The sequence below is a fragment of the Photorhabdus sp. CRCIA-P01 genome (assembly GCF_003545805.1).
Lineage (GTDB): Bacteria > Pseudomonadota > Gammaproteobacteria > Enterobacterales > Enterobacteriaceae > Photorhabdus > Photorhabdus antumapuensis.
Genome location: NZ_NMQR01000007.1, coordinates 26,957 through 53,561, shown reverse-complemented (window position 1 = coordinate 53,561; position 26,605 = coordinate 26,957). Strand labels below are relative to the sequence as shown.

At 41.1% G+C, this 26,605-nt stretch carries 22 protein-coding genes and 2 pseudogenes; 2 read left to right on the top strand and 22 right to left on the bottom strand.

Translation table 11 applies throughout. The features are described 5' to 3' along the window. Nucleotides 1-16 precede the first annotated feature (16 nt). The 11 genes from hpaA to D3222_RS06775 all read right to left on the bottom strand — a co-directional run bounded on the left by hpaA (nucleotide 17) and on the right by D3222_RS06775 (nucleotide 10,944). Nucleotides 17-907 (bottom strand): 4-hydroxyphenylacetate catabolism regulatory protein HpaA, encoded by an 891-nt coding sequence (gene hpaA, locus D3222_RS06825; protein WP_118985485.1) that lies wholly within the window; start codon nucleotides 905-907, stop codon nucleotides 17-19. Nucleotides 908-932: 25 nt separating this feature from the next. Beyond that, nucleotides 933-2,309 (bottom strand): 4-hydroxyphenylacetate permease, encoded by a 1,377-nt coding sequence (hpaX, locus tag D3222_RS06820; RefSeq protein ID WP_118985484.1) that lies wholly within the window; start codon nucleotides 2,307-2,309, stop codon nucleotides 933-935. A gap of 97 nt (nucleotides 2,310-2,406) precedes the next feature. Further along, complete coding sequence (hpaI, locus tag D3222_RS06815) at nucleotides 2,407-3,213, bottom strand: 4-hydroxy-2-oxoheptanedioate aldolase (protein ID WP_118985483.1); 807 nt, start codon at nucleotides 3,211-3,213, stop codon at nucleotides 2,407-2,409. Between the two features lie 11 nt (nucleotides 3,214-3,224). Next, complete coding sequence (hpaH, locus tag D3222_RS06810; protein ID WP_118985482.1) at nucleotides 3,225-4,028, bottom strand: 2-oxo-hept-4-ene-1,7-dioate hydratase; 804 nt, start codon at nucleotides 4,026-4,028, stop codon at nucleotides 3,225-3,227. Between the two features lie 4 nt (nucleotides 4,029-4,032). Next, nucleotides 4,033-5,523 carry an NAD-dependent succinate-semialdehyde dehydrogenase gene (locus D3222_RS06805; RefSeq protein ID WP_118985481.1) on the bottom strand — a complete coding sequence of 497 codons (1,491 nt, stop codon included), beginning with the start codon at nucleotides 5,521-5,523 and terminating at the stop codon, nucleotides 4,033-4,035. After that, nucleotides 5,513-6,742: a Bcr/CflA family multidrug efflux MFS transporter gene (locus D3222_RS06800; RefSeq protein WP_118985480.1), complete on the bottom strand. Its 1,230-nt coding sequence runs from the start codon at nucleotides 6,740-6,742 to the stop codon at nucleotides 5,513-5,515. Before D3222_RS06800 ends, D3222_RS06805 begins: the two co-directional genes overlap by 11 nt. 2 nt (nucleotides 6,743-6,744) lie before the next feature. After that, on the bottom strand, nucleotides 6,745-7,131 hold the full coding sequence (locus tag D3222_RS06795; RefSeq protein WP_118985479.1) for a 5-carboxymethyl-2-hydroxymuconate Delta-isomerase: 387 nt from the start codon (nucleotides 7,129-7,131) through the stop codon (nucleotides 6,745-6,747). A gap of 13 nt (nucleotides 7,132-7,144) precedes the next feature. Then, nucleotides 7,145-8,023 carry a 3,4-dihydroxyphenylacetate 2,3-dioxygenase gene (hpaD, locus tag D3222_RS06790; RefSeq protein ID WP_118985478.1) on the bottom strand — a complete coding sequence of 293 codons (879 nt, stop codon included), beginning with the start codon at nucleotides 8,021-8,023 and terminating at the stop codon, nucleotides 7,145-7,147. 64 nt (nucleotides 8,024-8,087) lie between these two features. Beyond that, nucleotides 8,088-9,554, bottom strand: coding sequence for a 5-carboxymethyl-2-hydroxymuconate semialdehyde dehydrogenase (hpaE, locus tag D3222_RS06785; RefSeq protein WP_118985477.1), 1,467 nt, complete (start codon nucleotides 9,552-9,554; stop codon nucleotides 8,088-8,090). Then, on the bottom strand, nucleotides 9,554-10,315 hold the full coding sequence (locus tag D3222_RS06780; protein WP_118985476.1) for a fumarylacetoacetate hydrolase family protein: 762 nt from the start codon (nucleotides 10,313-10,315) through the stop codon (nucleotides 9,554-9,556). The genes hpaE and D3222_RS06780 overlap by 1 nt, the downstream gene beginning before the upstream one ends. Next, nucleotides 10,312-10,944, bottom strand: a complete 633-nt coding sequence (locus D3222_RS06775) for a fumarylacetoacetate hydrolase family protein (protein WP_118985475.1) — start codon at nucleotides 10,942-10,944, stop codon at nucleotides 10,312-10,314. Before D3222_RS06775 ends, D3222_RS06780 begins: the two co-directional genes overlap by 4 nt. Before the next feature lie 511 nt (nucleotides 10,945-11,455). Here D3222_RS06775 and hpaR point away from each other — a divergent pair. Further along, nucleotides 11,456-11,908 carry a homoprotocatechuate degradation operon regulator HpaR gene (gene hpaR, locus D3222_RS06770; protein WP_118985474.1) on the top strand — a complete coding sequence of 151 codons (453 nt, stop codon included), beginning with the start codon at nucleotides 11,456-11,458 and terminating at the stop codon, nucleotides 11,906-11,908. Nucleotides 11,909-11,984: 76 nt separating this feature from the next. Here hpaR and D3222_RS06765 read toward each other — a convergent pair whose 3' ends face one another. The 6 genes and pseudogenes from D3222_RS06765 to D3222_RS06740 all read right to left on the bottom strand — a co-directional run. Next, entirely contained in the window at nucleotides 11,985-12,728 is a 744-nt protein-coding gene (locus tag D3222_RS06765) for a 4'-phosphopantetheinyl transferase family protein (protein ID WP_118985473.1), read from the bottom strand. 45 nt (nucleotides 12,729-12,773) lie between these two features. Next, nucleotides 12,774-13,799: a fimbrial protein gene (locus D3222_RS06760; protein WP_118985472.1), complete on the bottom strand. Its 1,026-nt coding sequence runs from the start codon at nucleotides 13,797-13,799 to the stop codon at nucleotides 12,774-12,776. Between the two features lie 29 nt (nucleotides 13,800-13,828). Next, entirely contained in the window at nucleotides 13,829-16,309 is a 2,481-nt protein-coding gene (locus tag D3222_RS06755) for a fimbria/pilus outer membrane usher protein (protein ID WP_232832433.1), read from the bottom strand. A 23-nt stretch (nucleotides 16,310-16,332) separates the two neighbouring features. Then, nucleotides 16,333-17,001, bottom strand: coding sequence for a fimbrial biogenesis chaperone (locus tag D3222_RS06750; protein WP_118985471.1), 669 nt, complete (start codon nucleotides 16,999-17,001; stop codon nucleotides 16,333-16,335). Between the two features lie 63 nt (nucleotides 17,002-17,064). Beyond that, nucleotides 17,065-17,580 carry a fimbrial protein gene (locus D3222_RS06745; protein ID WP_157975296.1) on the bottom strand — a complete coding sequence of 172 codons (516 nt, stop codon included), beginning with the start codon at nucleotides 17,578-17,580 and terminating at the stop codon, nucleotides 17,065-17,067. 995 nt (nucleotides 17,581-18,575) lie between these two features. Then, nucleotides 18,576-18,926 (bottom strand): annotated as a pseudogene (locus tag D3222_RS06740) (transposase); the annotation flags it as partial. 320 nt (nucleotides 18,927-19,246) lie between these two features. On the opposite strand from D3222_RS06740, the pseudogene D3222_RS06730 reads away from it, so the two are divergent. Further along, nucleotides 19,247-19,453, top strand: a pseudogene (locus D3222_RS06730) (transposase); the annotation flags it as partial. A gap of 82 nt (nucleotides 19,454-19,535) precedes the next feature. On the opposite strand, the gene D3222_RS06725 reads toward D3222_RS06730, so the two are convergent. From D3222_RS06725 to D3222_RS06705, 5 genes are all read right to left on the bottom strand, one after another. Continuing rightward, nucleotides 19,536-20,546, bottom strand: a complete 1,011-nt coding sequence (locus tag D3222_RS06725) for a fimbrial protein (RefSeq protein WP_118985469.1) — start codon at nucleotides 20,544-20,546, stop codon at nucleotides 19,536-19,538. 261 nt (nucleotides 20,547-20,807) lie between these two features. Beyond that, the gene (locus tag D3222_RS06720; RefSeq protein ID WP_157975295.1) at nucleotides 20,808-21,776 is read right to left on the bottom strand and encodes a fimbrial protein; all 969 of its coding nucleotides are present in this window, start codon (nucleotides 21,774-21,776) and stop codon (nucleotides 20,808-20,810) included. 152 nt (nucleotides 21,777-21,928) lie between these two features. Further along, entirely contained in the window at nucleotides 21,929-24,409 is a 2,481-nt protein-coding gene (locus tag D3222_RS06715; protein ID WP_232832432.1) for a fimbria/pilus outer membrane usher protein, read from the bottom strand. Between the two features lie 23 nt (nucleotides 24,410-24,432). After that, complete coding sequence (locus tag D3222_RS06710) at nucleotides 24,433-25,101, bottom strand: fimbrial biogenesis chaperone (RefSeq protein WP_118985467.1); 669 nt, start codon at nucleotides 25,099-25,101, stop codon at nucleotides 24,433-24,435. 66 nt (nucleotides 25,102-25,167) lie between these two features. After that, nucleotides 25,168-25,677 (bottom strand): fimbrial protein, encoded by a 510-nt coding sequence (locus D3222_RS06705; RefSeq protein WP_118985466.1) that lies wholly within the window; start codon nucleotides 25,675-25,677, stop codon nucleotides 25,168-25,170. Nucleotides 25,678-26,605: the final 928 nt, after the last annotated feature.

The window sequence follows — 26,605 nt, the reverse complement described above, 5'->3', positions numbered from 1 at the left end:
TAATTAGCATGGATATTTATTTTTCGTGAATATTTTTTTCTCGCCAATGACTAGGCGAGTAGCCAACTAATCGATTAAAGAAACGGGCAAAATAGGCTGGATCTTTAAATCCGAGCTGATAAGCAACCTCGAATACTGGGCAATCACTGAATAATAATAGCCGTTTGGCTTCACGCAGTTGACGGTCGAAGATGAGTCGTTTCGGGGGACGATTGGTAAACCGACGGCACATATCTTTTAACCGCGATTCTGTAATATCTAACTTATGAGCATATTCCGGTACGGAAAGATGATGATGATAATGATTGTCTATTAATTGGTTAAAGCGCTGAAACAATTTAATTTCTCCTCGCACGCCATTAATCGGGTGATCATCAAGAGGAATATTGCGCAATAACAGGGTAAATATGGCTTGTGCCAGGAATGTCAGCGATTGCTCTCGACCAATAAAGTTATTAGATGATTCGCGGGCGATTAACGCCCAATAGTGATTAAAAGCGGCAAGTTCTTCCGGTTTATCGGCGACGGATAAGCAAATAGCCGGAATATTAAGAATATCTTTATTAGCTGGATAGAGTGATTCTAATAACGGTAATATCAGATCTTGCCGTACGGTAAGGACATATCCGTCACTATCATCTTGAGTGAAAAAAGCGTGAGGAACGGAGGGCGGAGTCAGGATAAACAGCGGTGCCTGTACAGAATAGTGTTGAGCATCCAATTGTAATTCAATATGGCCGGTGATCAAAAAATGGAGTTGGAAGAAACCATCGTGACGATGAGCTTGCATATTACGACCGAAAAATGCCGCCATCCGACCAAAGGTCTGATAATGCACATCATCGGTGCCTTGGGTTTCATCATAATCCTTGCTGATATCAATATTGGCAATGATAGACTCAGCCATGATGGTTTTTCCTTTTTATTGAAAATTACGGCGCTGTTCTCTGTCTGGCGTGTGTCATTGGGATCAGCCAGATAATGGCTGCGCCAATGACCAGCAATCCGGCAACGAAATAGAGACCCGTATTAAAGCTCCCTGTCTGATCTTTCAGCCAACCGATTAATAACGGGCTAAGTGCTGAACCTATGTTACCTGTCGCGCTAATAACTGCAATGCCGATTGCTCTCGCGCGTAAGCTGATAGCTTGATCCGGCGTTGTCCAGAAGACCGCCATTGCGGTAAATGAACCGGTTGAAGCCATAATAATCCCAATAAGCTGAATGACACTGTGGTTGGTTAATGAGGTCAATACCCAGCCCACGGCGGCGAACAGATAGGGTAGGGCCGTATGCATTTTACGTTCTTGTAACCGGTCTGAACGGCGACTCCAGTAAACCATCCCGATGATGGTACAAAACTGAGGAATCGCGGTCAGAATGCCGATCATGATGTTACTGCTGCCCTGATTGAAGCTTTGCACAATCTGTGGCGTCCAGATATTAATCGCACTCAGGGTATTGGTTAGACAGAAGTAGGCCAGGGTATACATCAGCATGATCGGTGCGAAAATCTCATGCCATATACTGCGTTTTTGCATTGCCTGATAAGTTGGTGAGCTGGCTGGTTGAACCAGAGCAGGCTGGTCGTTATCGATCATCTCTTGTAAGCATTTTTTGTCTTCGTCTGTCAGCCAGTTAGCGCGTTTGGGTGAATCATCAAGGTAGAACCAAACGACAATTCCCAATAATACCGAAGGAAAACCTTCCAGCAGGAATAACCACTGCCAGCCGTGAAGGTTTAGGAGGCCATCCATTTCCAGAATATAACCGGAAGCCAGAGAACCAAACGCCATCGTCACCGGCATTGCCACCATAAACAGCGCATTGGCGCGGGCGCGATAGTAAGCTGGAAACCAGTAAGTCAGATACAACAGGATACCCGGCACGAAACCTGCTTCGGCGATACCGACCAGCATACGCAAGATATACAGACTGGTTGGTCCGGTGGCGAACATGGTGGCCGTGGAGGCGATCCCCCAGAGCACCATAATCGCGGCTATCCAGCGTCGCGCGCCGACAATGCTAAGCATGATATTGCTAGGAATACCGAAGATGACATAAGTGGCATAGAACAGCGTTGCCGCCAGACCGAACATGGTTGCGTTCAGTCCAAGATCTTTACCCATTGTCAGGCCGGCAAACCCGATATTAATTCGATCCAGAAACGAAAATACAAATAAGACGAACAGGAAAATAATCAGGCGACGGAATAACTTGTTAATGACGGATTGCTGTCGTGCCGTTAGCGGTTTATGTTGACCAGCCGGAAGATCCGGCTGTTGCACGGCAGTTGATGAATCGCTCATTATCATTTTCCTTAATTACTGTTTTATGTGTATTACGTTGTTTAGGAAATTAAAAGCTGGTTGAGTAAATCGGTTGTTAATACTGTGATTGCTGAGATTAATAAACACCGGATGAAGGTGCTGCCGGCGGCTCTTTATCCGAGATAAATCGTGCCGCCAGCGCTTCCGCTGTCCGAGCCAATAAAGTTGTATCAATACCAACCGCCACGAATAGGGCGCCGAGTTTCAGGTAATGCTCGGCAACATTGGGTGCGGACATCAGAATGCCCGGCGCTTTACCCGCCGCTTTGATTTGGGCGATGGCTTGCTCAATTGCGGCTTTCACTTCAGGATGTTGCGGATTATTGGTAAAGCCCATATCGGAACTCAGATCCGCCGGACCGATAAAGACACCATCTACACCGTCTACTTTGAGGATCTCCGGCAGGTTACGGAGTGCTTCACGGGTTTCTACCTGAACCAGAACGCAGATTTCATCGTTGGCGCGGTGCGGATAATCAGGAATTCTGTTCCAGTGGGAAGCTCTTGCCAGAGCGCTACCTACGCCACGGATACCCGCCGGTGGATAACGGGTTGCGCGAACCGCTTCGTAAGCCTGCTCGGCGTTTTGTATCATGGGGATTAATAACGTTTGGGCGCCGATATCCAGTAGTTGTTTAATGATGACCAGATCATTCCAGGGCGGACGCACAATGGGATGGCTTGGATAAGGGGCAATGGCTTGCAACTGGCTTAGAATCGTCTGAACATCGTTCGGTGCATGTTCGCCATCAATAAGTAGCCAGTCGAACCCGGCTCCGGCCACTAATTCAGCACTGTAGGGGCTACAAAGCCCCAACCATAGGCCGATTTGTGGCTGACCTGCTTTTAATGCCTGTTTAAATTTATTGGTTAACCGATCCATATTTTTCCTCTTTAAACAAAACGGCAACTGATAGCGCCGATGGGGCCGTAATCCACATGGAAGGTATCCCCTTTATTTGCTGGAACCGGGCGGGTAAACGATCCACTGAGAATGATTTGTCCCGCTTCAAGCTGAACACCATGTGGAGCCAGTTTGTTTGCCAACCATGCGACACCGTTAGCCGGATGATTAAGTACCGCAGCCGCGACACCAGATTCTTCAATCACGCCATTGCGATAGAGCAGGGCGCTGATCCAGCGCAGATCAAACTCGTCGGGTTTAATTGGCCGGCCGCCCATGATGACGCCACCGTTGGCGGCATTGTCAGAAATCGTATCGAACACTTTGCGTGGACGTTTGGTTTCCGGATCGATGTTATGGCAACGGGCGTCGATCAATTCCAATGCTGGAATGACATAATCGGTTGCATTGTAAACATCAAACAGTGTGCAGTTCGGGCCCCGCAAAGGTTTTGCCAGAATGAATGCCAGTTCGACCTCAATACGAGGCACAATAAAGCGATCGCATGGAATATCACTGCCATCAGGGAAAAACATATCGTCCAGCAGAGCGCCATAGTCCGGCTCACTGATTTGTGAACTGGCTTGCATGGCCTTTGAGGTCAAACCAATTTTATGGCCTTTGAGTACGCGACCTTCGGCAATTTTCAACTCCACCCAGTGACGCTGAATGGCATAAGCATCATCAATGGTGATTTCAGGGTAATCCAATGAGATTTGGCGTATTTGTTCGCGGCTTTTTTCTGCCTGATGCAGACGATGTGCAACCTGTGATACGACTTCTTTCTGTAACATGCGGTTAAACTCCTGTGTCTTCTATGCCACCAAAGCAGAGGTATTTCACTTCCAGATAATCTTCGATGCCGTAACGTGAACCCTCACGTCCCAGTCCCGACTGTTTAATGCCGCCGAATGGCGCTGCTTCATTAGAAATCAAACCTTCATTGATCCCGACCATGCCGCTTTCCAGCGCTTCCGCCACACGGTAGATCCGGCCGATATCGCGGGAATAAAAATAAGCCGCCAGACCAAATTCAGTATTATTTGCCAGATGAATGGCTTCTGCTTCATCACGGAATTTGAAGAGTGGTGCAATAGGCCCGAATGTTTCTTCTTGGGAGATAAGCATGGATTCATTGACATCAGCCAATACGGTAGGTTCGAAGAACAAACCGCCCAGAGCGTGTGGTTTACCCCCTGCCAAGATGCGTGCGCCACGGGAAGTGGCATCACTGATATGTTCCTGCACTTTATCAACGGCGGCTTGATTAATCAGTGGGCCTTGTTGTGATTTGGTATCGCAGGCCGGGCCAACCTGCAACCGATTAACGGCTTGCTCCAGACGTTCGGCAAAGGTGTCATAAATGGATTCCTGCACCAAAATTCGGTTAGCGCAAACACAGGTTTGACCGCTGTTGCGGAATTTAGCTATCAACGCCCCCTGTACAGCGGCATCGATATCAGCATCATCAAAAACGATAAATGGCGCATTGCCGCCTAATTCCAGCGATAGCTTTTTCACGGTGTCGGCACTTTGTGCCATCAATAGCTTGCCGACACGGGTTGAACCGGTAAAAGAGAGTTTGCGAACAATCGGGCTTTGGGTCATAACCCCGCCGATGGCTTTCGCATCAACTCCGGTCACCACATTGAATACGCCAGCAGGAATGCCGGCTTGTTCCGCTAGTGCCGCCAGAGCCAGAGCGGAAAGCGGGGTTTCTGAGGCGGGTTTTAGGATCACCGTGCAGCCCGCGGCCAGAGCAGGGCCAACCTTGCGGGTGATCATGGCGTTGGGGAAGTTCCACGGTGTGATGGCCGCCACAACGCCAATAGGTTGTTTGATCGTGACGATCCGTCGGCCTGGCATCGGGCTTGGGATAGTTTCACCGTAGGTGCGTTTACCCTCTTCCGCAAACCATTCGATGAAGCTGGCGCCATAAGCGATCTCGCCCATGGCTTCGGCTTGCGATTTCCCTTGCTCCCGGCTTAGCAATTCAGCCAGTGCTTGTTGATTTGCCATCATTAACTGAAACCAACGTTGCAGGATCTGGCTGCGTTGCTTGGCTGTCATTGCTCTCCAGGCAGGCAGGGCTTGTTGAGCGGCTGCAATTGCGCATTCTGTTTCAGCCGCACCCATATTACTGACGTGTGCAATAACTTCACCATTTGCCGGGTTAGTCACCTTAAAAGTGGCTTGGTTGTCGGCATCAACCCACTGTCCGTTGATATAAGCTTGTTGGCGCAGTAATTCTCTATTTACATTAAGTTCTCTATTGACATTATTTGTCATGATTTTTTTCTCCTGAAGACACTTGTGTGGGAGGTTTTCGCTGGTAGAACGTTGCTAGCTGCTGGCATAACCAACTCAATCCAGCGCAAACTGCCATCACAAGGGCCATGGCAAAAGGGGTTTCATCTTGTAGTAAAGAGACGGCGACACTGGCGAATGCTGCCATGGCGAATTGTGCGGAAATAGCGAGTGCGCTGGCGCTGCCGGCAAGTTGACCGCGATGTTGAAGTAATAAAGAGAGGCTGTTAGTACCAATGGCATTAACCAGCGAGATAAACAGTACGACCAAAATGACGATCACCGTCAGACTTTGCTGATAAAAGATAACCAGTAAGATGCCAAACAGTAATTGAGCACTGGTTTGGATAAATAACAGACGAGAAAGATCGTAGATTTTTAGTAAACGGACATTGAGCAGCACGATTGCCATCATGCCTAGCGCATTACAGGCGAACAGTAAGCCGTAGTAATTCGCCGGAACCTGAAAATAGTTGATATAGACGAAAGGGGAACCACTGATAAATGCGAACATGGCGGCACAAGTGAATGCCAATGTACCGATAGTTGCCATAGCTTCGCCGTCAGTCAGTAACTTGCCGTAATTTTTAAAAGCGGTAATAAGTTTTCCATTGTTACTCTGAGCGGGCAGCGTTTCTGGTAATAAAAATAGTAATAATATCCCACTGATACAACCGAACAGACCCAATAGCGTAAATATGGCCTGCCAATTGAAATAGGTTAACAGTAAGCCACCAAGTAATGGGGCGATAAGTGGCGCTATCATGGTCACTAAAGTCATGAGTGATAGCACGCGTGGTAATTCCTGTGGGCGATAGATATCACGGGCGATAGCTCTGCCCATGACCACCGCGGCGCCACTGCCAAATGCTTGTAATGCGCGGAGTAAAATCAGGTGTTCAACTTGTGTCACCAAGGTACACAACGCACTGGCAACGACGAATAAGGCGATACCGCTGAGCAGCAGTTTTCTGCGCCCTAAATGGTCGCTCAGTGGGCCGTATAACAGCATGCCAATACAGAAACCGGCGAAAAATGCGCCCAAGGTATGTTGCATCTGCCCTTGTGTTGCCTGTAATTGCCTTGCCATTTCCGGCAAGGCTGGCAGGTACATATCAATCGACAGAGGCCCGAAGGCCACTAGCGCACCTAATAAAGGGATCAACCAACGAGGAGGATGCTGATGAAAGGATTTCGGCATCACTACTCCTTACGAAACAAAGCGTGGACGTTGTTTTGTTTGTAGTTCAATACCGGGTCTAATTCTTCCATCGTAAAAGAGAGGGCAAGGTAACGCTGTGCCATCAGCGAGGCAAAATGTTGTTTGATCAGGGGAAACAGTATCTCACCAACCTGTTGACGGCTTTCAAGGCTGCGTCCCGTGCCGATTTTTAGTGTCATATGGACGAATGCATAATCTTGTTTACCGTCGGCCATTTGCCAGGTATCCAGCCAGATGGCACGGCTGCGTATGCCGCCTAATGGGAAAATGCCGGTATCTGCCAGCGCCTGATTCACTTTGGCAAACAACTCAGGCAAATTGGCTTGTTCGCGAATGTTTTCCGTACATTCAGCATAAAAATGTGGCATAGGTTGCTCCTAATCAGGGGATCGCGGGTTTATCGGTGATGTAATCAGGTAGTGGAAATACGGCGTTGACTTGCCCGGTACCAGAGCTGGCAAACAGTTCAGTCAGAAATTCCACTTTACCGTCATATTTATCCCAACCGAGTAGACCTAATAGCATCACCGTGTCGTGCATATTGCCTTCGCCATAACAATAATCCGCATATTCCGGCAGCATCTTGCAGAACTCTTTGAATTTGCCCTCTTTCCAGAGCTGAACCACCCGATGATCCATCTGTTCATCAAATTCTCGGGTGTAGCTGTTCATGCCCTCTTCGGCGCGTTGATCATCGATAAAGCGGTGAGACAGGGAACCGCTGGCGAGTACAGCAACGGTACCATCATATTTCTCAATCGCTGTCAGAATTGCCTCTCCAAGACGACGGCTGTCTTCAAAAGCATGGACAGTACAGAATGCGGAGACCGAGATAACTTTAAAATGTCGGTCACTGTTCATGTAACGCATGGGTACCAGCGTGCCGTACTCCAGTTTCAGGCTTGGGATTTCATGCGCTTGGGCGCGCACGCCGACATTGCGCGCCTCTTCTGCGATCATTTGTCCCAATTCAGGATTGCCATCATATTCATAACTCATATCCCGGATGAAGTGAGGTAACTCATTACTGGTATAAATGCCGGAGAAATGGTCGGCACAATTGATGTGATAGGCACTATTCACCAGCCAGTGTGTATCAAACACAATAATGGTATCGACACCCATTTCACGGCAACGGCGACTGATCTCTTTGTGACCATCAATAGCTGCCTGACGGCAACCGTGATGCTTCCCCGGTAGTTCAGACAGATACATGGATGGCACATGTGTAATTTTGGCTGCTAACGCTAACTTACCCATAAAATCCTCATTTGATATCAGGACGGCGAACCGGAATTCGCCGTGGTTAACGCTGATGGAACGGTTATATCCCCCAACGTGGGATTGGATGATCCCCCATGGAGATACAGACGTTTTTCATCTCGGCAAATACTTCAAAACTGTATTCACCGCCTTCACGGCCGGTGCCGGAGGCTTTCACGCCGCCGAAGGGTTGACGCAGGTCACGGACGTTCTGGGTGTTGACGAATACCATGCCGGCTTCAATATTACGGGCCAGACGCAATACCTTGCTGACATCCTGGGTCCAGATGTAAGAAGCCAGACCGTACTCCACGTCATTTGCCAGGCGCAGACCTTCTGCTTCATCTTTGAATGGCAGCAGGCAGGCGACAGGGCCGAAGATCTCCTCCTGAGCAACCCGCATCCGGTTATCAACATCCGCCAGCACCGTTGGGCGTAGGAAATTGCCGTCTTTCAGGTGCGTCGGCAAATCAATCGGTTTATCTGGTCCACCGGCCAGCAGCGTTGCACCTTCCTCTATTCCCAGACGGATGTAACCGGAGACTTTCTCCCAATGCGATTTGCTGATAAGTGCACCGATCTGGGTGCTTGAATCTTGAGGATCACCTACCCGTAAACGATTAGCGCGTTCAGCAAAACGTTTAATAAATTCAGGGTAGATACTTTCCTGAATGAAAATGCGTGAACCGGCGGTACAACGTTCACCGTTGATAGAGAAAATAGTGAACAAGGCGGCATCCAATGCCCGTTCAATATCAGCATCTTCAAAGATCAGAACCGGAGATTTTCCCCCTAGCTCCATTGAATATTTTTTCAGGCCGGCATTTTTCATAATCTGACGACCGGTTGCTGTGCCGCCGGTAAACGAAACCGCGCGTACATCGTGATGTTTCACCAGCGTGTCACCGGCAGTGGCGCCATATCCCTGAACCACATTCAGCACACCGGCAGGGATACCGGCTTCTAGTGCCAATTCTCCTAAACGGTTTGCGGTTAATGGGGAGAGCTCTGACATTTTCAGCACTGCGGTGTTACCTAGCGCCAGGCAGGGTGCAACTTTCCAGGTTGCAGTCATAAATGGCACGTTCCACGGAGAAATCAGCGCACAAACGCCAACGGGTTGCACCAGCGTATAGTTGAGCATCTTGTCATCAACAGGATAGGTACGGCCGTTCATTTGCTGACAAATTTCAGCAAAGAAATTGAAGTTGTGAGAAGCGCGTGGGATCAGGACATTTTGTGTCTGATGAATGGGCAGACCGGTATCTTTGGTTTCCATTGCAGCGATTTCAGGCACATTCTCATCAATCAACTCACCTAAACGGCACATCAGGCGTGCACGTTCTTTCATCGGCAAATCTGCCCATTTTGGGAATGCTTCCTTTGCGGCGGCAACGGCTTGATCAATCTCTTCCTGACCACCGGAAGCGACTTCAGCCAGCCCTTCGCCGGTAGCAGGATTTGTGGTTTCAAAATAGGTTTTACTGCTGACGTTTTTGCCGTTGATCCAATGGTTAATCATGGTCATTACAGGCTCTCCTCATACTCTTGCTGGCTGACAATACGGTTGATCAGACGTCCAACACCTTCAACTTCAACAATAACTTCATCTCCCGGCACCACATCGGATAATCCTTTTGGCGTGCCGGTGGCGATCATGTCTCCCGGTTGCAGCGTCATAAAGTCGCTTAGATAAGCGATTAAGAATGGAATATTGAAGATCAGATCAGCAGTTGTACCGCGTTGACGCAATTCACCATTAACCCAGGTGCTTAATGTCAGATTATGCGGATCGGACACATCTTCTTTATCAACGAACCACGGGCCGATGGGGGTCATCGTATCGCGGCTTTTTACCCTGAGATTAGGGCGATAGTAATTTTCCAGATAGTCACGGATTGCGTAATCGTTACAGACGGTGTACCCGGCAACGTAATCCATAGCGTGTTCTTTAGTGACTTTGTGGGCGGTTTTGCCGATGACAACCACCAGCTCAGCCTCATAATGCATATATTCCACATTATCAGGGCGAACGGAAACCTGACGATGACCGGTTAGCGTATTAGCGGCTTTGATAAAAACTAAAGGTTCTTCGGGGGGCTTAAATTCCAGCTCGGTGGCGTGATCAGCGTAATTCAAACCGAGGGCGAACAGGGTACCGTTTGCGGGTGGCAGCCATTGAACGGATTCGCCGCTGATTTTACTGCCATCTGGCAGACAGACATTTTCCTGTTCATCGACGGTAACAAGCAAATCGCGACCTTGATAGTGAACTCTTGCGTGTTTCATGCTTTTTCTCCCGCTTGCACAACCTGATTTTCCAGTGATGGGAAACCTGCGGCCCGAATGACAACTTTGTCGCCCGGTTTGATAGCAACACGTTGGTGTGGCGTCCCAAGCAGGATCACATCCCCCTCTTTGAGGGTGGCGAAATCACTCAATGCTGCAACTAATTCCGTGGCTGAACGCACCAGATCGGCTGTTGACCAGCGCTCGACTTCCTGACCATTGATTTCGGTAATGATATCTAACGCATCAATGGATTCAGGATTGGCCATTTGGCCTATAGGGCAAAAACCATCACGACACTTAGCTTTTATTGCCGGACGATAGAAAGCGGTTTCAGGCAGGCTGACTTCATTAGCTAATGCATAACCTGCGATATATTCGGCTGCATTTTCAATGGCAACTTTGCGAGCAGTTTTACCTATCACTAATGCCAATGTCGCGCCGCTTTGGACCTCTTCATTCGCAGGATGGGGAATTGTCTCACCGGAAGTGATAACGGTATTGCGTGGTTTAATGAACCACACCGGTGTTTTAGGTAAGGTGTTATAAGGTGCTTGCTGAAATGAATCATGCCAGAAATCTACTTGGCTCTGATGGTTGAGGGCGACGGCGAAGACAGTGCCTTTCATTAACGATTCCTCATGAACTTAAACGGGCGGTTTTAAGATGCGTTTATTAATATATTAATAAACCAAGGATCGCGTTGTTGCAACATGTTAATGTGTTTGTTAATTTTAATTGTGATCTCAGTAACAATATCTCCACTAAATTTGTTTTTTATCATTATTAATCAATGTATTAATCTTTTTTTGGATAAAAGCATTACTCTAACATTAACTTTTTATTAACTTTATTTTTGCGGTTTATTTTTGTTTACTTATTAATATTTTTATGATTTTTTCTTTGTGGTTGACTGAGGGACGTGCTAGTCTTTTTTATTGTGATTATAGGGTGAGGTATATCCTATGGATTTCAAGATGCATCGCGACGGCAAGGGAGCGAATCCCCGGGAGCATAGCAAACTATGTGACCGGGGTGAGTGAGTGCAGCCAACAAAGAGGCAACTTGAAAGATAACGGGTATAGTACTTTCAACAGAGAGTAAATCAGTGATTAACTAAGATAAGAGCCTTCATTACCCATGCATGAATCTCTGACAATTGCATTACTTCAGGCGCGAGAAACCGCAATGGGTTTTTTTCGTCCAATCCTTAAGAGTCATAATCTGACTGAACAGCAGTGGCGTATTATTCGTGTACTGTCTGGTAATCGGTCAATTGATTTTTATGATTTGTCTTGCCAGACCTGTATTCTTCGTCCAAGTCTGACTGGGATATTGACTCGCATGGAGCGTGACGGATTGATCTTTCGTCTTAAACCGATGAATGACCAACGCAAACTTTATGTTTCTTTAACGCCGGATGGCCAGAAACTTTATGAAAAGGCGAAAGAGCAGGTAGAACAGGGATATCAGGCGATTGAAAAAGCCTTCTCACCGGAAAAATTGGTTCAGCTTTCCGCTTTGTTGGAAGAATTAATTGCTGTGGGTAATAACTTACCTGCAAATATAAATACAGAAAAGGAAGTTAAGTAAATAAAATCTCCATTGGAAATGATGGTAATGAAGAATAATGAAATTGCTGAGTAGCATCAGCAATTATTATTTTTAGCTATTGAATAATTAGCGTTAATATTTCCTGTGGGTAAATAATAAATTGCCCACGAAATATTGTACCTGTTGGGTAATTAGGGGTGAGAGTTTCCCGCAACGTTAATGTTATTTCATTATTTTCGAGGGATAGGGCAGTAATTTCAGCCGCTTCAAAACCAAAGAATCGTTTTACTTGCGGATAAAGCGCTTTATACAAGCTCTCTTTTACCGAAAACGCAAGGGTAAACGCTTGTTCAAGTGGTAAATGACAATGCTTTAGCAGTTGAATTTCCTTATCATTCACGATCATTTTTGTGATTTCATCTATATTTTGACGATCAACGATAGCTTCTACATCGACACCAATTAATCTATTATTAATTTGCGGTGCAGCCAGCACAATTGCACAATAAGTTGAATGAGAAACAGAACCGCAAATACCTTCCGGCCAGATTGGAGCGCGATCATTACCAGAGATCAAATTAAATTCAGGTTGCCCTAATTGTGCTAAAAGTTGTCTGGCACAATAACGTGCTGCCAGATATTCAGCTCGTCGTTTCTTGACGGCTTTAGCTAATGTGTCAGGGAAGGGGAGATTTAATTGATTGAACAATTCATCGTGATAATGTGAAAGTTCAAAGCGAGCTTGCCAGAAATGTACTTGGGGGTGTTTAACAACCGTTCCATACTCGATTTGAGTGATAAACTCACTGCCATGTTCTGGCAGTGATGCTTGATTGGTGTGTATAACTGTTTGTTCCATGTTTATTGTCCAGATGAGGAAATGCTATACAGTTTATACTGAATATCACTCATATTGAACGGTAAAATGTGCTGTGGCGTTAGCTTTTCCGCCTGTTATTCTATCACCGGTTTGGTAATAGTGAGCGGTAAAAGGGAATGTATGGTCATTATTTGCTATTACATTTCCTAAGAAAAGTGATTCTCCAATAATAACAGGCGTATTGTTGTATAGAATTTGAACTCCTACGCCTTTGGCTGTATTAGTATCACTGCTATCATCTAATCGAATAACACTCTTTGACGTATCTGAGGGATTTTCTTGTCCTGAAAAAATAATTGTTGGTTTAAGTCCTTCTGTGCATTTTATTGCGATATTAAAATCAGCATTGCCAGCGGTAGAGCCTTTTCCTTTAAATAAGGAACTGTGCACACTACCAAAATTTACTGTCGGTGTTGAGGTCATTGTCATACAGCCAGTGGCCTTAAAGTCATATGGGTGTGGATTCCTTATTTGTATTAAGTCTATTCTTCTTTTAGAGTATATTGATAATATAAACATTACTCCCCCAGTAAGTCTGCCCGGTGTATCAATTGCTCCTGTTTTGTAAAGATAGAGATTAATATTTCCTATATCTTTCCAAGTGAGTTCTTTTCTTGTTCCCAGATTATATAAGTAATCAGAGCCACCTGCTTGAGGATATCCTTTTTCACCGATTATTCCATCTGAGATAGTAAAATAAAAGTATAACTTATTTGGGATTATTTCTAATCCTCCTGTTCCATGTGGAGTTCTAATTGAGCTTACGCGATTCCAGGCACTTTGACCAAACGTTAAGGATTCATTATCTTGCTCACATGAAAAGATTGGGTCTTCTATACTAATACCCATCGCATTAGCCATCTGTGCAGCGCTGAAAGTTGTTACATAAATACTTTTCGTATTATCTGTGTTAAGACTCAGTTTAAAATTATTGAGATCAAGGTATAAATTGGCAACTTTTGCTTTTGAGGTTAGTTCACAGTCAGCATATGACTTATAGCTACTTAGTAAAAGTAGAGGATAAATTAATAACCATAAATACCGTTTCATATTATATTCCCGTTGAGATCTGTTCTTAATTATTGACAACGTAATGAAGTCAGAATAATACCATTAATTTTCTGATATAATTTACTATCGAATTGAATATGACAGTTTTGTTTATTGCCTAAATCGGCGGTTAATTTTGCTGTGTCACTCACACCATTGAGGAAAACTTCTCCCTTTTCATTCACCATGCCATTGACACCATTTGGGCCCGTGATTATCGTGCCGAATGGGAGTTTCTTACCGTTATGTTGTAAAGTTAAAAATACTCGATGACCAACGTGAATAGAATAATCCGCCAATACCAAAGCTCCTTTGGTTGGAATGACCTTAGTGGTTGGATTATCAGTATCTACATCATCACCAAATGTATTGGTATCAAGGGATAACATATTTTCCCGATATTGCGATATATAAGGCACAACGGTATATCCCCGCCAGTCTGTACTGATAGACGTATTATTCAGTACCTTAGCATTAATTGCTCCAGGGGCACGAATTAAAGCACTGGAGCCGCTTTCGCTAATATTTTGCGCCAGGGTAACGCCATAAGGATGGGCAATAATTGCTCCCTCTAACCCATAATTAATCCGCTGATTTTTTCTATGATCAGTGTTGTAACCTGCATTAATTGAACCATATGAGCCTCTGTAATATAAGCTGGCGGCGTTGCCTGATTGTTTTTCTTTCTCTGACTTTTCGTAGCTATAATTCTGAGAAATCATATAGTTCAGATTTTGTTGTTCCAGTAAAGAACCAGATAATGTCATTGAATGCTGGCTGCTGCCGTTGGTGTGATAAGAGGTATCATAATCTACCGATGCATTGTGATTATCTGATGGCAGCCATTTATCCAGAGGAACACTGATATTGAATGAAAAAAGCTGGTCGTTGTTGATTCCTGAACGATTCCGGTGGTAATTGTAGCCCAATGACAAAGAGATATCATGAATATTGGTATTATAGGACATGGAATATGACTGATTCTTACTGATTTTATCTTGCCAATAATCTTGCTGCCAGGCTGATAATGAAAGACTGCCATATTTACCTAGACTCTGGCTCATTGTTATTTGCATCCGGTCTTTGGGGGTGCTACTTCTGTTATTATCAGTAAGTTGGTAATTATCATTGGCATCGCTAAAGTTGTAATAACCATTGGTGGTGTAGCGATAACCTGCCAATGTCACCGTTGTATTGGTTTCAGTAAAACCTTTACTGTAGCGTATCTGATAAGATTGTCCGGTTTTCTTTTCTCCGTTTGGGAAATGGGTTGCTGCATCGGTGACATCGATTGACACTGCGCCAAATTTCCCCAGATTATGCCCCAGACCTAATGCATGACTTTGATAGTCAGAAGAAACAATGACTCCACCATAAATGGTGGTGCTGTCCCATAATCCGTAAATAGCTTCTGTCTGGATAAATCTTTTTTTGCTGGCTTGTTTACCACCGCTGAATTTACCGATATTAGCAAAATACTTTATTTGGCCGCTACGGATCATCAATGGCGAAGCAGAAAAGGGCTGAGTAAATTTCCTGACATGGCCATTTTCTTCATAAATAGATACTTCCAGATCACCATTCAGGTTACTGGGGTAAATATCGGTAATTTCAAAGGCGCCTGGTGGAATAAAAGTTTGATAAATAAGATTATCTTTCTGGTGCACTTCTACTCTTGCGTGAGTCATAGCAATACCGCGAACGATAGGCGAAAATCCTTGCTGACTATCTGGCAACATTTGGCTATCAGACATCAATTTAACGCCATTAAAAGTGAAACTATCGAATACCATGCTATCGGTGGATGTTTCACCCAATACCAGTCGAGATTTTAATGGACGAATATCCCGTTCAGCATAGGTCTTAAGCGATTTCCATTCAGATGTCGTACCAGTACGGTTATAGTAACTATTATGGCGAATTCGCCACGGACCTAAATTAAAGCCACTACGTAAATTCAAATATTGATTCTGTTCACTTTGATTTTTATTCCAGGATTGCATTCCTGTTAGATGGTAATTGGTGAAAAACATAGGCATACCGTCATCCCACAGATCAGAGGAGATATCTCCCTTGATCTGTGATCGCATGGCAGCTTGCGGAAAACTCAACATCAGTGTAAGAGTACTTAAATCCAGTTCTGCTGATGCCTGCTTAATATATTTATCGGGTTGAGAAATGATTTCTTGCTCACCAAGGGAGGCTAATCCTGGGAAGCTCTCTGTTTTTACCCCGATTTCTTTCAGTAAACCGATAGATAACTCAGGGCAAAGTTTTTTACCACAGTCAATAAAAGATAAACTTTTCATGCCAATATCCTTTCCATTGACGATAACGTTAACTTTATAGACACCAGGAATGTGATAATCTGTTTTTTCCAGACTCTCCAGATTAATATTTTTTCTGTCTTCATCTGATAATTGTAATGCGTTGATATCGAAATACAGCTCTGCATATGCTGGTAACGATAAACAACAAATCATTAAACCAAAGCTAATTATTTTTTTCACAATACACCCATTAGATAATATTATTAAAAATTAAACTGGTGCTCCTCTGTTGTACCACCATAATCATTGATAGCGGTCAGAGTCACGCTTTTTATACCATTTTTGGCTGGAAATACTTTGTTACTAAAAGGGGGAATAAATCCGGGTTTAGGTATTAATTTTCCGTCAATTTTCATCTCATTAAGATTAATGTAATAAGCCGTGGGGTTAGTTAATTGAACGTCATTGACATTACGTGATGTTTCCAAACGATTAATGGCATTATTCGCATCATTATCAGATAGCCCTGCCGGGCGATAAATCAGTTTGATAATGTTTTTTATCGTTATGATCATCTTGTTATTGTCATTTTTTTCAACTGCCGGAATTGCATTGACATTAAGTAAAAATATCGATTCCCGATCCGCTGGCAAATGATTGCCGATGTATGAAACACGGATCTGATGCTCGCTCTCTTTCGATATATTAAACAATGGTGGTGTAATAACGAACGGTACCTTATTTTGACTATTATCGATATTATCTACCCACGACTGTACAAGATAGGGTCTTTCTGTATCCGAGTTGGTGATAGAAATCGAGGCTTCTTTTTTTGAGCCATTATAGATAAGGCGAGTTGCGTCTAAAGTAATTCCCGCTTGTACTTGTCCCATAAAAGAGACAAGTAAAAAGGGAGTAATAAAGCGAAGCATTCTTACTCCTTTAGTATAAATGATACTTTGTTAAGTTAGCTTTAATAAAGTACTTAGCTGGTTTTATTGGTATATAAGTGTGAAGTTTACTTCTGAATTAATATCACCAGCACCTACTTTAGCCTTGGTTGATTGTAATTTTGCTATAAGAGGGATATTGAGATCCTTATTGTTATTAGTTTTGTACCCATTGACTGATGTATTAGCATTTATTTTGGTTCCATCATCTTTAGCCAGTAGAATACCAACGCCAGAAACTGGTGACTTGTACAAAGTAGAATCATCGGGGTCTTGGGTGCCAGAAAATTGGATAGCTACACTTGATTCTGGACAATTCTTTAAAGCAATAGAAAATGGTTTTACAGCAGCTATGCTTCCTTTTTCATTCTTAAATTTTTGTTTTAGTATTTTACCAAAATTAATTTCTTGAATTCCTTTAGCATCAGTACTGGCAACGGTGCAGCCGTTCTCAAGAATAGTACCTTTGAATTTAATTGTCCCATCATAAGATAATGCACTGAAACTACTAGCAATCCCTAATACCGTCACTAAAGAAGCTAAAATAAGATTCTTTTTCATTTTAAAATACCTCATATTAATAAATATGTGTTTTGGTCCTGTGTGTACAATGAAGACATATATCTAACCATCATTCTAATTTAATGGTTGATAATATCATTGAAGTCATTTTTACCGATGGTATATAATGCAATAGCATTTTTTACCAATATCTTTATTTTACCCTGATTTAGTCATTATTCCTCACCATGTTATAGTTTTCCCATTAATATTATTATCAATAATAATTTTTAATGTTAATTTCTTTACAGAAAAACAGAAAAACAGAAAAACAGAAAAACAGAAAAACAGAAAAACAGAAAAACAGAAAAACAGAAAAGAACTGTTTTTTATTCTCTAAAACACCATCTATTGTTATAAATAGATTCGTGTTGTTAATGATCAAATAACACTGAGCACAGCCCCCTTACTTCAGGTAGGGGATAAGCGGTTATCGGAGTGTGCAAACTCGACGCTAAACACTCCTAGTTTTTTGACGTTAAGTGGATGCCCGCCGTTACCGCATAGCAGTTGGCGTAGCCATAAGGCGGGGAGGATGTCCACTCTTGTATTATAAATTTATCTTCACTATTTATGTTTGTTGAATAAGGAACCGCCAATAGATTAGCTATGTTGATGAAAATCAATCACCATAACCAAGCATGGCACACTAGTGCCTTGCAGTAAAGAAAACCAATATTCTGATTGAACAAACCTAATGTTATCATCTAATGCTACTTATCTAACACTATGTTTCAATACAGGTAAAACGCTATCATTGTTTGCAATTTGATAGCAACGATTTCTTCTTGAGAGCTTAAAATTGGTTCTGCTTTAGGACTCCATTTTTCTTTCTTGCTGTAGGGGAATTCCACTCGATAGAAAATAGTATTAACCAAAAAATGATCTTTTTCAATAAGTTAGGTGAAAAAAAGATGGTGTTTTTTTGCGATCAACTGAAATTTCTTTTTATTTCATTGGGTTATAATATCAAATGAATTAATTAATTTGGTTGATTAAGTGAAGAAATTATTGGCGTAATTTCGTGCCAATTTATCGTATCTTGGTGCTATAGCACGAAAATGTTTAATCCTGGCAACGAGATAAATAGTTATCAATCTTTGGCTATTTTTTCGTCAAGAAATGACGGCTGTCGAGCCTTGTTTTTCAACGCAATTTCTGAAAGTATTGCTATTGTAACCTTTGTCAGTGATACAAAATCCGATGAAGGTGATTGCTTCTACCAAACTTTCCGCATGAACAATGTCATGAGCTTGACGACCGGATAGCTCAACATGCACAGACAAACCGTAACTGTTTACAGTTAAATGAATTTTAGTGGAACGTCCTCCCCGACTCTTACCTATAGGTATCTACGCAATTTTCGTCAAAAATGGTATTGATATTCAGTATGCATTCAATTTTTCCATCGCCGAGTTCGATGCCTGACTCAATCGTCGATATCAATCTTTGGTTAAACAACCTATGACTCCTGCGGCTTCCCTGGCGCCGGCGATTAAAGATATTGCTAGTGCCTAGAAGACCACCTTTGCCACCGCTCAGGCCATCTGGCGTTTTCTTAACAATGAACGTGTTTCATTTAGCCAGCTTAATCAGCCGATGATTGAACTGGTCCGACAGGGCATCACTCAAAAAAATTAGAAACATAAATTGGCTTTTCCTCCTTTACTCGCCTTGGTAAAGAGGGAGCAATGAGAATATCAATGGGTTAACTAGACAATACTTTCCGAAGGGAACCGATTTTAATGAAATCTTTGATCAGAAAATAAAATCTGTGGTAAACCGATTAAATAATTGCCCCCGAAAAACACGGGGTGGGAAAACATCGAATGAATTATTTAAGGGAATACGAACATGTTTACTTCCGGGTTAACGATATGCATTTGTATCATAGTGGTTATGGTGGTTAGCTTATTATGTGCATCTACTAAATACTGTCCAGTTTATACTTAATATTACTCATATTGAACGGTAAAATGTGCTATTGCATTAGCTTTTCCACCTGTTATTCGATCATCGGTTTGGTAATAGCGGGCAGTGAAAGGTAAATTATAACGAGAATTTCTGTCAGAATAACCTACAACAAATGGTTTTCCAATAGGAATGGGAGTTCCCATATATAAGATTTGTACACCAACCCCTTTTGCTGTATTTGGTGCATTAGCTCTGTCTAATTGAATAATACTCTCCGGCGTGCCATTGATTGTTCTTGCTGAAAATGTAATTGTAGGTTTGATTTTTTCTGTACATTCAATGCCGATATTAAAATCAGCATGACCAGCAGTTGTGCCTTTTCCTTTAAACGAAGAACTATAAACATCATGAAATTTAACGGTTTGATCGCCAGATAGAGCCATGCAACCTTGAGCAGTAACATGATATCTTGTTTTGTTTCTTATTGTTAATAGGCGGATGCCGTTCGATGTTTGTAATATGGAAATTATTCCAGCATGCAATGATTTACCCGATTTAATTTCACCTTCTTTATAGAGATAAACATCAATATCACCGATATCTTTCCAGGTGATTTTTTTCTTCTCTGGAGGATAATATATATAACTTCTGCCATCCGCTGTGGGATATTTAATATTATTTAGATTCCCAGTATGAGCAACGAAATATAAATAGAGATTCTCTATGCCTGTTGTTAATTTTCCTGTCCCATGCTCTGTATTACCTGACATGCCAAGATAAACACTTTCACCAAAAACAAAATATCCGTTGTCATCACATGAAAAAATAGGGTCATTTATATTGAGCCCCATACTGCTAGCTAATTGTTCAGCACTGAATCTGGCGACATGAATACTTTTAGTGTCTGATGTATTTAAGTTTAATTTAAGTGAATTTAAATCAAAATAGACAGTGCCGTTACTCGTTGTGGATTCTGAGATACAAGTAGCATGTATTTTGTTGATATTAAACAGTAAAACAGCAGAAATTAATAACCGTGAATAAGATTTCATATCTATACCTGTTGAGATTTATTCTTAATTACTGACAATGCAATTTACTAATAACACCATTTATTAATAACATAATGAAGCGAGAATAGTGCCATTATTTTTTGGGTATAATTTATTAGTGAGATTAATATGGCAGATTTATTTATCGTCTAAATCAGGTTTTAATTCTGCTGTATTATTAACATCACGGAGGAAAATTTCTCTTCTTTCTCATGTTAATGTGATGTTAATACTTTAAGTTAAATTAGATGACTTGTAAAGCTATTTGTATTCAATTGTAAATTGTACTGATGCATTAGCTTTTCCACCGGTTACTTTATCATCTATTTGGTAATAGTGGGCAGTAAGCGGTAAATAGTAAAGATCTTTTTCACCTCTCCATTCAGTTATAGTAAGAGATGTACCCATATAAACAGGATTATTGTTATGTAACAATTGAACACCAATACCTCTGGCTGTTTTTCCCTCGCTGTATTGATGTAGTTTAACAATGCTATTTAGACTTGGGCTCACTGTTTCTCCTGTGAACTTTATAGTGGGAATATTTTTATCTTTACATTGAATGAGAATATCAAAGTTATTACGACCAGCAGTAGAGCCTCTTCCTTTAAATGAAGAAGTATTGATTCTTCCAAATTTTATTTCTTGATAGGGTGTGGATGTCATACAGCTTTGACTGCCAATTATATTGTCCTTATTATATTTGATATTTATTAATTTTTTACCATCACTTGTTGATAAAGATAATATCAAACCTTTTTTTAGTGTGGAGCCTGATTTGATATCATTTGTCTGAATAAGATTAATTGTTATTTTACCGATATCTCTTAAAGTTATTTTTCTATTGATGCCATCATGAGAGCTACCCTTCCCATTTCCATCATAAGATACGGAAAAATATAAATTATCTACACTTGTTTTTATCCAATCACTCTCTTTGGATAATCCTATTATACCTAATGTTGTTTCAAAAGAGATATTTTCATTATTATCACAGATAGCAATGGTTGAATCGGCTTTAATATTTATTTTATTAGCCAGCTCCATAGGACCGTATTCAGCTATGGTAATATGTCTTCGAATGTTATAGTTTGCATTGATAATTTCATTTATCTCAACATTTAAATCAATTGCTTTAAATTTATTGCTTAATTTACATGAGGCAATTGATTTTGTAATATTGAGTAGTGTTAGTAATAATGTTGCTAATATAATTAATTTATTTTTCATACTTTCCCTAGATATACCTAATAGATTTCGAGTTGCAGCGAAGCGGCAAGTGAACGAATCCCCAGGAGCATAGATAACGATGTGACTGGGGTGAGTGAAAGCAGCCAACAAAGCAGCAGCTTGAAAGATGAAGGGTATAAATACTATTTTAATCACTGACAACGTAATGAAGTCAAAATAATACCATTAATTTTTTGATATAATTTACTATCGAATTGAATATGACAGCTTTGTTTATCGCCTAAATCAGCCATTAATTTTGCTGTGTCACTCACACCACTCAGGAAAACTTCTCCCCTTTCATTCACCATACCATTAACACCATTTGGGCCCGTGATTATTGTACCGAATGGGAGCTTCTTACCGTGATGTTGTAAAGTTAAAAATACTCGATGACCAACACGAATAGAATAATCCGCCAATACCAATGCGCCTTTGGTTGGAATGACCTTAGTGGTTGGATTATCAATATCTACGTCATCACTGAATGTATTGGTGTCAAGAGATAACATATTTTCTCGATATTGCGATATATAAGGCACAACGGTATATCCCCGCCAATCTGTACTTATGGACGTATTATTCAGTACCTTGGCATGGGTTGCCCCAGGGGCTCGAATTAAGGCACTAGCGCCGCTTTCGCTAATATTCTGCGCTAGGGTAACGCCATAGGGATGGGCAATAATCGCTCCCTCTAATCCATAATTAACCCGCTGATTTTTTCTATGATCAGTGGTGTAACCTATATTCATTGAACCGTATGAGCCTCTGTAATATAGGCTGGCGGCATTACCTGATTCTTTTTCTTTCTCTGATTTTTCGTAGCTGTAATCTTGAGAAATCATATAGTTCAGATTTTGTTGTTCCAGTAAAGAGCCGGATAATGTCATTGAATGCTGGCTGTTACCGTTGGTGTGATAAGAGGTATCATAATCTACCGATGCACTGTGATTATCTGATGGCAGCCATTTATCTAGAGGAACACTGATATTGAATGAAAAAACTTGATCGTTGTTGATTCCTGAACGATTACGATGGTAATTGTAGCTCAATGACAAAGAGATATCATGAATATTGGTGTTATAGGACATGGAATATGACTGATTCTTACTGGCTTTATCTTGCCAGTAATCTTGTTGCCAGGCAGATAATGAAAGACTACCATATTGTCCTAAGCTTTGGCCCATCGTTATTTGCATCCGGTTTTTAGGTGCGCTATTTCTGTTATTATCAGTAAATTGGTCGTTATTATTGGCATCGCTAAAGCTGTAATAACCATTGGTATTGTAGCGATAACCCGCTAATGTCACCGTTGTATTGGTTTCAGTAAAACCTTTACTGTAGCGTATCTGATAAGATTGCCCGGTTTTCTTTTCTCTGTTTGGGAAATGGGTTGCTGCATTGGTAACATCAATTGATACCGCGCCAAATTTTCCCAGATTATGGCCCAGACCTAATGCATGACTTTGATAGTCAGAAGAGACAATGATTCCACCATAAATGGTGGTGCTATCCCATAACCCGTAAATAGCTTCTGTCTGGATAAATCTTTTTTTACTGGCTTGTTTGCCACCATTGAATTTACCGATATTGGCAAAATATTTCATTTGGCCGGTACGGATCATTAATGGCGAAGCGGCAAAGGGTTGAGTAAATTTTCTGACTTTACCATTTTCTTCATAAATGGATATTTCCAGATCACCGTTCAGGTTACTGGGATAAATATCGGTAATTTCAAAGGCGCCCGGTGGAACAAAAGTTTGATAAATAAGATTATCTTTCTGATGGACTTCTATCCTTGCGTGCGTCATGGCGATACCGTGGACAACAGGTGCAAACCCTTGCTGGCTATCTGGCAACATTTGGCTATCAGACATCAATTTAACGCCATTAAAAGTGAAACTATCGAATACCATACTGTCGGTTGATGTTTCACCTAATACCAGACGGGATTTTAATGGACGAATATCCCGTTCAGCATAGGCTTTAAGCGATTTCCATTCAGATGTTGTACCCGTATGGTTGTAGTAACTATTATGGCGAATTCGCCACGGACCTAAATTAAAGCCACTACGTAAGTTCAGATATTGATTCTGTTCACGTTGATTTTTATTCCAGGATTGCATTCCTGTCAGATGATAGTTGGTGAAAAACATCGGCAAACCATCATCCCATTGATCAGGAGAGATATCTCCCCTGATTTGTGATTGCATGGCAGCCTGAGGAAAATTCAGGGTCAAAGTAAGCTGGCTTAAATCCAGTTCTGCTGATGCATGTTGGATATATTTTTCTGGTTGAGAAATGATTTCTTGTTCAGCAAGTGAGGCTAATTCAGGGAAGCTTGCTGTTTTTACCCCGATTTCTTTCAGTAAACTGATAGATAACTCAGGGCAAAGTTTCTCACCACAGTCAATAAAGGATAAGCTTTTAATGCCAATATCCTTTTTATTGACGATAACATTGACTTTATAGACCCCAGGAATATGAGAATCTGTTTTTGCCAGACTCTCCAGATTAATATTTTCTCTGTCTTCGTCTGATAATTGTAATGCATTGATATCGAAATACAGATCTGCATATGCTGGCAACGATAAACAACAAATCATTAAAGCAAAGCTAATTGTTCTTTTCACAATACACTCATCAGATAATATTATCAGAAATTAAACCGGCGCTCTTCTGTTGTGCCACCGTAATCATTGATAGCGGTCAGAATCACGCTTTTTATGCCATTTGGGGCTGTAAATACCTTATGACTAAAAGGGGGAATAAATCCGGGTCTAGGTATTAATGTTCCGTCAATTTTCATCTCATTAAGATTAATGTAATAAGCCGTAGGGTTAGTTAATTGAACGCCATTGGCATTACTTGATGCTTCCAAACGATTAATAGCATTATTCGCATCATTATCAGATAACCCTGCCGGGCGATAAATCAGTTTGATAATGTTTTTTATCGTTATGATCATCTTGCTATTGTCATTTTTTTCAACAGCCGGAATCGCATTGACATTGAGTAAAAATATTGATTCCTGATCTGTTGGCAGGTGATTGCCGATATATGAAACACGGATCTGGTGCTCGCTCTCTTTCGATACCTTAAACAATGGCGGTGTAATAACGAACGGTACTTTGTTTTGACTGTTATCGATATTATCTACCCACGACTGTACAAGATAAGGTCTTTCTGTATCCGAGTTAGTGATAGAAATCGTGGCTTCTTTTTGTGAGCCATTATAGATTAGGCGAGTGCCGCCTAAAGTAATCCCTGCTTGTACTTGTCCTATAAAAAAGACAAGCAAAAAGGGAGTAATAAAGCGAAGCATTTTTACTCCTTTAGTTATAAATGATATTTTGTTATAAGTTAGCTTTAATAAAGTATTTATTTGGTTTTAGGGGTATATAAGTGTGAAGTTTACGTCTGAATTAATAGCACCATCACCTACTGTAGCATTGGTTGATTTTAAATTTGCTATAAGAGGGATACGGGCATTTCTTGTTGTAATTGGATAACCAGATACTTCTGCGTTGGAGTTTATTTTTTCTCCTCCATTTTTAGTCAGTTCAATACCAATCCCAGAAATTTTGCTAGAATATAAAGTATTATCATTAGAATCTACATTTCCCAAAAACCTGATACCTATAGTTGAACCGGGGCAATTAGTTAAATCAATTGTAAATGGTTGAGAGGAAACTATTGTTCCTGCTGTGCCCTTAAATCTTTCTTTTGGTATTTTACCAAAATTAACTTCTTGAATTCCGCTACTACCACTACTAATGGTGCAGCCATTAGCAAGAATTGTGCCTCTAAATTGAATTTTTCCATCATAAGATAACGCACTGAAACTGCTAAAAATCCCTAATATTGTCACTAAAGAAGCCAAAATAAAATTCTTTTTCATTTAAAAATACCTTTACCTTAATAAATATGTGTTTTAGTTCTGTCTATACAATAAAAATATATATCTAACCATCATGATAGTTTAATGGCTGATGATATCATTAAAATCATTTTTATCGTGGTATATAATGCAATCGCATTTTTAACCATTTTTTACCTATATCTTTAGTTTATCCTAATTTAGTCATCATTTTTCACCATGTTATAGTCTGTGTATTCATATTGTTGATAATAAATTTCTGATATTAATTCTTTATAGAAAAGAATGGTTTTCTCTCTGAGATATCATCTATTATTGTAAGCTTACTCGTGTTGTTAATAATGATTCTTATTTTTATTTAAATGCCCGGAATCCTGTAGCATGATAAGCACCATATTGATAGCAAAATTCTTGTAAGGTATTGCTAATAACAGTGAAAAGCTCTTATAGGCAAGGTGCATAGTACATATGGATAAACTTATTTTCACTATTTTTATTGAAATGGAGATTCCATAGCGATATTAACAAAAGTAATCTATAGCTACTCAACGCACTAGTATCTTACTCAAAGAAAGTGAATATTCTGATTGGGCAAACCGTAATATGTAATACCATCGTATTAACGATGTTAATACGATCGGATAAATTGTCATCTTAACTGTGATTAAGATAACGAAAATTTCTTCTTATTTTTCTTAGGATCTAAGTTGATTTCCAATTCAGAGTTTCATTTTTGCTTTAGGGTTATTCTCACTCGACGGAAAATAGTATTAACTAAAATATGATCTTTTTCAACAACTTAAACAAAAAAATAGTATTTTTTTTGCAATTAATTAAAATTTCTTTCTATTTCATTGTGTTATAAGATTAAATTAATCGATTGATTGAGTTAATTCAATCAAGAAATAATAATGATGTTTATTTAATGTCTTATTTTTCATCATGATAT